Genomic DNA, 5,949 nt, shown 5'->3' on the forward strand with positions numbered 1-5,949 from the left:
AATATTCCATGCGCTCGCAGAACCGGCGCTCAGTCAGCAGTAACCGCTCGGATATAATTATGGATTTCTCTGTGCTGCAGGCGTTGTATGGGGTTGCATTTCCCGGTGCAGATAACGATCAGCCGGCGTCTGACAAGGATCAGCAGACGGATGATGTCTGGCTGCAGGAATCCTGTTCCGAGTGTCACTCTGATCCGCAAACCGAACCGCAAACCGACCCTTAAAGCCGAAGCATGAATCCGGCTTAATCCGGTATCGGTTATATCAAAGCGCGCAGGTCAGATAAGCGGCTTCGCCATAGACGCTGATTCTGGCCTGCAGCTCCGGCTGCTGTGACAGCGGATGGCGGTTATGAAAACCATAACGCTGCCAGAACGGCACCGAATTCTGAATGGCAATCAGGCTGGTCTGGGTAAAACACCGCGCTCTGGCAGTATTAAAAAATGCCTCCAGCAGTGGTGAACTTAAACCCAGGCCGCGCGCGGAGGGATCAATGGCTAAATCATGCAGATACAAACAATCAGCCTCCGGTGGCACGATAAAATCATCGGCATCCAGCGCGGGTGGCTGTTCTGTGCGGATTGGCAGGGCAAATAAATAGGCCAGTAATTTTCCGTTTTCTTTTATCTCTGCATCACTATTGTTGCCCGCATCTTTAATAATGTCGTTTTTATCTTCAACAACAAAAGCACAGCCGGGTGCCTGCTGTAATTTATTAATAAAAGCTTCGGCTCTCTCAGGCTCGATGCTGGTGTAGCACAGCGCCTGAATGCGCAGAATTTCCGGAATATCGGTTATGAGAGCGGGGCGTAACGAAGACATAAAACAGCGCAGTGAATAAACAATCGGCCATGTTAGCGGATGGGGTATTTTTTGCCAGCGTATAAAACAGGTGTCAGATAATACAGCGAAAAATACATCACCTGGCTCCCACGCGGAGTATCACCTGGCTCCCACGCTCTGCGTGGTAGTCTTTACGGAATTGCATTCCCACGCGGAGCATGGGAACGAGTTATACGGAGCATGGAAACGAGCTACGCGGGGTATGGAAACGAATTAAAAAAAGACCTCAGCGGCAGGCCGCTGAGGTCTGTTTCTGTATTGTGCAAGATACAGGTATCAGAGAGTGATCAGTGCCAGTTCGGCATCCCGGTTCAGAACCGTCCACCAGGTATTTTCGCCGGCATCGTAGCCTACCAGTGGTTGACTGGCACATTCTGCCGGGCGGACCGGTGGCGTTTGCAGGTAGCTTTTCAGCCAACGGCCAGCGGTTACACAATTGCCGCTGGTCAGTGGTTGCCATTGGCTGGCTTTCAGGCTGGCAAGCTGAGCATTATCAGCGGTCAGATTTTCTGCCCCTTTAAATTCAACCGCGTAAGCGTCGGCAACAGCATCGCTGATATTCCAGTTGCGTGTTGCGCTGGCCGGCAGAACAACCGGTGTTTTGGCGGATGATGCATCGGTGGTCGAACCGGGCAGGCCTGCGTCTGTGAGGATATCTTTGGTTTCACCATAATCGCCCTGATAAACGCCGGTCTGGTTTTGCGTACCACTGACAATCAGAATATCGGACAGGGTATCAGTGGTTGCCGGTGTCCAACTCAGGGTTATATGCTCTTTCAGATCAATAGTGGTTTCCGGAATATCCAGCACATTATCAACGGTATTAGGAATAATCCGCTGTTCACCGTTCAGGTTAGGAGTCCAGCTCTCATGAAACTGATACATCCACTGATACGCCAGGCGGGTAAGATCGGTCAGCGTTTCTGCACGTGAAAAACCGGGCATATATTCCATATCCCGGCCACGGGTATCGGTACGGTTAAAGGTGTTATTCACACCACCGGCGAGGCGTGCCACAGAGCCGTCATCTGCCAGACAAATATCCGTGATGTAATCTGGCTGGAAAACCATTACCGAGCGGGTGCCATCAGGAATGCTGTTTGGATACACCACGGTTTCACAGCGGTTGCCGGTGCGGGTGAACTGATCATGCAATTGCCAGTCGGCGGTAAAGGCCTGATCGCTGTTATTGCTGGTGGCGGTATGTTCGGCAAAATATCCCTGATAATTAACCCGGTCGTTATCAAAATGCAGCAGCCCGGAATTTACGTCAAAGTGGGTTGAACCACCGCTTTTGGTCGCATTTTTCTGTGCAATAATCATCTGCACCAATTCACGTTCGCCATAGCGGAATTCGTAGCCTTTATAGGATGCATTGCCCGCCATGATCTGCGTGTAAGCGTTCATACGGTAATTACCGCCGGAAGGTGTTGAGCCGGACGGAAAAGTGGTTTGCGCTGTATCTTTGGCAATTAATGAGCGCTGATATTGATGCTCATGCCCTTGTACATAAATAACATCGTGTTGTGAAAACAACGCACGGATCTGATCAGCAACAGCATATACCCAGTCATCGTCTTTGGTGCCTTCAACAATCTGTTCGCGGGTGAGGCCGTACTTTGCACCAATCAGACCATCGTGGCTGGCAACAATCACGTGATCGACTTGCCCGGCGGTTTTTTCTAATGTTTCTTCAATCCAGTCGATAGCAATCGGCAGGTTGTAATAAGCAAGGCCGATAACCAGAACATTTTCGCGCACGACATAATAATTGATCCACTCGTAGCCTGGCATATGAACCGCATCTTCAGGAATATAATCCCGCATTGTTTCCACCCAGGCATGGGTGTAGCTGTAGTTCATTTCGTGATTACCCATAACCGGTAAAAACTCCATCCCCTGATCACGATAGGTTTTGGCTACGGATGTCCATTCCTGCCATTCAACGGCCGATCCTTTATCGGTCAGATCACCTAACGCAATAACCATATCAGCGCCTGCCGCTGACTGATGCTTTAATACTTCGCGCAATGGGTGCAGGGCTACATGAGCCTGGCCGGAGGCATCACTGCCACCCTGAGTGTCAGGCAGCAGGCCAATGGTAAAAGGTTGGTAGTGTTTTTCATCGACAACGACGGCGGTGGTGTCCGGTTTATTGGATGAATCGTCATTACAGCCAGTCAGCAAACTGCTGCCTATCAGCGCCAGCGGGATAAGTAAGTGGGGTGATTTCACAGGTGGACTCCTTCTTAATTGAAGGACGCATTGAGAGGCTTGTTTATTAATATGGCGTGACAGTTTTAATATAAACAAAATCTCAGCGAAATAATGTTTTCTTCAGGTTTCAAATGGTTTCAGAATGGCTCCGTTAATGGCTTGCTATTATTTTTAAGCAGATGGTTTTTTTATTGAGTGGGTCGGTAGTATTTCAATCCGGTCATTAATGGCCGTTTTTTTACTGAAAATCACCTGATTGTTAAGGGTTGATGATGATATTAATAAAAAACATGCAAAATTCCGGAACAGTATTTTTCGCAGATTTTCTGCAATAAAACGCCGCAGTGCATATTACTGCAATATAACTTCAGGCGTATATTGGCGCATCCGTACGCTGAGTGGTTCGGCTTATGAATTATTTGCCTGCAACATACCTGTGAGCGCCTGCTTCAGTAAACGGGCCGCATAACCCGGGTTAGCTGCCGGGGCTGTGGTGGCCAGCTGGTAACTGCCCTCGATACTGGCGATCACAAAGGTGGCGATATCTGCCGTTTGTGACGGGCTAAGCGTTACGCCATTCTCTGCCGCCGCCTGCTGTAATAATTCGCTGAGCTGCTGGCTGTGCTGGCGGATAATCTGCTGATACAGCGCGCGCACTTCCTCAATACGCACAGCCTCTGCGCCAATAATGACCCAGGCGGTTACCGCCTCCGGGTTGCTGCCATCACCTAACGCCAGTGCGGCGTCGATATAGGCATCCAGCTGTTGTTGGGCATTCCCGGCGGCGTCTGCCAGCAGGGTAAAACGCTGCGCGGCCTGCTCGCTGATCTGATGAATCAGTGCTATCAGAATCTCCTGCTTGGTTTTGAAGTGATAATGAATCAGCCCCGGCGATAAGCCCGCCGCCTTGGCAATGCTCTGAATGGAGGCCTTTTCGTAGCCCTTGTCGGCCATGGCCTGCATCAGGCCGTTGACGATTTCCTGGCGGCGGTGCCCGGTATTGGACGGTCTGGCCATGGTGGGTCCCGGATAAGTATTTTGGTTATTCAACCAAAATACTTGACGGCAGGGAAGTGGATAACCTATCTTGGACTTAAGTTGGTTGACCAACCAATTTATAAGGTGTGACTGGCAGAGCGAAAGCGCCGGAGAGAACACGCCAGAGAAAATGGTAAGGAGAACAGCGATGCAACAACTCAGCGAGCAATGGCAGCAACAGGCGCAGCAGTGGGGGGCCGACCGTCAGGCCTGCCAGCAGGTGTTTAACCTGCTGCAGAGCAGCTACAGCGGCGCGCAGCGCTTCTACCACGGCATTGGCCATATCCGGCAGATGCTGGAGCTGGCGCAGCAACAGCGCGCGGCGATAGCAGACTGGCCCGCGTTCTTCTTTGCCATCTGGTTTCACGATCTGATTCAGCAGAACAAAGGCAATAGCGAAGAGCTGAGTGCGGCACTGGCACGTGAATATCTTCAGCCGCTGGCGGTTCCTGAAGCGGTGATCGCCAAAGCCGAACACCTGATTCTGGCAACCCGTACGCATAAGTATCAGGCCGACAGTGATGTGCAGCTGTTTATGGATATCGACCTGTCGATACTGGCCGCCGAACCTGCAGCCTACCGTGCTTATGCCAGCCAGTGCCGCAAAGAATATTTTCTGCCCGACTTTGTTTACCGCTTTGGCCGCCGCCGTTTTCTGCAGGAATTTTTAGAACGCGAATGGATCTTCTCCAGCCCGTATTTCAGACAGCACAGCGAGCAGCTTGCCCGCGCCAATATTCACTGGGAACTGGAGGAATGGTTATGAGCCTTTTTAAAAAAATCAGCGACGGCTGGCAGCGCGCGGTTAATGGTAAAGCGGTGAGCGGGTCTGGTTTGCAGGAGATAGTGCAGAAAAGTGCGCAGGAGAGCGTGCAGTTCAGCGACAGCGGTATGCATATAACCCAGGGCAATGGCCGCGAGCGGGATATTGCTTTCAGCGCCGTAGAACAGATCGACATTATCACCACCGATCAGGGCCCGTGGCAGGAAGATGTCTGGTGGTGCTTTTACCTGAACAATGAAGAGAAGCCGGTGTATTTACCGCAGGGCATTAAAGGGGAAGAGCAGATACTGCTCATGCTGGAAAAGCACTTTGCCGGTATCGATTTTCAGACGTTTATTATGGCTATGGGCTCGGCAGATAATGCGGTGTTTAATCTGTGGCGACGGGCGGAAGACTGAAGGCGAATGGCTTATGGATGCGGGCTCATCTGGCTCCCATGCTCTGCGTGGTAGCCCTGGCTGGCTCAGTTGCATTCCCACGCGGAGCATGGGAACGAGTTACGGGCGGAAGGCTGAACATCTGGCTCCCACGCTCTGCGTGGGAGTCTTTGCTTACGGAGTTGCATTCCCACTCGGAGCATGGGAACGAGAAAAGCATTGATCAGCACAATAAGCTATAAACCGTAATGCACAATAAGCTGTAAATCGTAATACATAATAAGCTATAAATTACAATGCATGATAAGCTATAAACCGCAAAGCAGAATACGCTGACGGTGGTGTTATGAATGATGTATCGCAGAAGCTCGCAAACTCGTTAGAGCAGCTTAAAATCCTTCAGGATCAGGGCGTTACCGCTATCCGCTCGGCGCAGCTCAGCCGTGTCCACCGTGAGCGTCTGCTGAAATACGGCTTTATCAAAGAGGTGATCAAAGGCTGGTACATTCCCTCTGCGCCGGATGAGTCGCCCGGCGATACGACCTCCTGGTACACCTCATTCTGGGCGTTCTGTGCCGATTATCTCAACGAGCGACTCGGGAGTGACTGGTGCCTGTCGCCGGAACAATCCCTCAGCCTGCACATTGGCGACCGAACCGTGCCTGCCCAGTTGCTGGTGCGCTCGCCCAA

The 5,949-nt window shown here is 51.4% G+C and carries 6 protein-coding genes and 1 pseudogene; 4 read left to right on the forward strand and 3 right to left on the reverse strand.

The genetic code is table 11. The annotated features are described in order from the left end of the window. On the forward strand, positions 1-224 hold a 224-nt coding region (locus B3P58_RS00235; RefSeq protein WP_286715077.1), incomplete at its 5' end, for a hypothetical protein. 40 nt (positions 225-264) lie between these two features. Here B3P58_RS00235 and B3P58_RS00240 read toward each other — a convergent pair. The 3 genes from B3P58_RS00240 to B3P58_RS00250 form a co-directional block, all read right to left on the reverse strand. Further along, positions 265-822, reverse strand: a complete 558-nt coding sequence (locus B3P58_RS00240; RefSeq protein WP_286715080.1) for a GNAT family N-acetyltransferase — start codon at positions 820-822, stop codon at positions 265-267. A 297-nt stretch (positions 823-1,119) separates the two neighbouring features. After that, positions 1,120-3,078 (reverse strand): metallophosphoesterase family protein, encoded by a 1,959-nt coding sequence (locus B3P58_RS00245; RefSeq protein ID WP_286715081.1) that lies wholly within the window; start codon positions 3,076-3,078, stop codon positions 1,120-1,122. 390 nt (positions 3,079-3,468) lie between these two features. Then, positions 3,469-4,077: a TetR/AcrR family transcriptional regulator gene (locus B3P58_RS00250; protein ID WP_145466013.1), complete on the reverse strand. Its 609-nt coding sequence runs from the start codon at positions 4,075-4,077 to the stop codon at positions 3,469-3,471. 169 nt (positions 4,078-4,246) lie between these two features. Here B3P58_RS00250 and B3P58_RS00255 point away from each other — a divergent pair, with 169 nt between their 5' ends. From B3P58_RS00255 to B3P58_RS00265, 3 genes and pseudogenes are all read left to right on the forward strand, one after another. Then, positions 4,247-4,864 (forward strand): hypothetical protein, encoded by a 618-nt coding sequence (locus B3P58_RS00255; protein ID WP_286715087.1) that lies wholly within the window; start codon positions 4,247-4,249, stop codon positions 4,862-4,864. Beyond that, positions 4,861-5,280 (forward strand): hypothetical protein, encoded by a 420-nt coding sequence (locus B3P58_RS00260; protein ID WP_286715090.1) that lies wholly within the window; start codon positions 4,861-4,863, stop codon positions 5,278-5,280. The genes B3P58_RS00255 and B3P58_RS00260 overlap by 4 nt, the downstream gene beginning before the upstream one ends. Before the next feature lie 325 nt (positions 5,281-5,605). Further along, a pseudogene (locus B3P58_RS00265) lies at positions 5,606-5,949 on the forward strand (cell filamentation protein Fic); the annotation flags it as partial.

Origin of the sequence: Thalassolituus sp. UBA2009, from assembly GCF_002335285.1 — a bacterium.
GTDB lineage: Bacteria > Pseudomonadota > Gammaproteobacteria > Pseudomonadales > Oceanobacteraceae > Venatoribacter > Venatoribacter alkanivorans.

Coding starts and splice junctions, on each gene's coding strand:
- B3P58_RS00240 (WP_286715080.1), bottom strand. CDS start 822: ATGTCTTCGTTACGCCCCGCTCTCATAACCGATATTCCGGAAATTCTG.
- B3P58_RS00250 (WP_145466013.1), bottom strand. CDS start 4,077: ATGGCCAGACCGTCCAATACCGGGCACCGCCGCCAGGAAATCGTCAAC.
- B3P58_RS00255 (WP_286715087.1), top strand. CDS start 4,247: ATGCAACAACTCAGCGAGCAATGGCAGCAACAGGCGCAGCAGTGGGGG.
- B3P58_RS00260 (WP_286715090.1), top strand. CDS start 4,861: ATGAGCCTTTTTAAAAAAATCAGCGACGGCTGGCAGCGCGCGGTTAAT.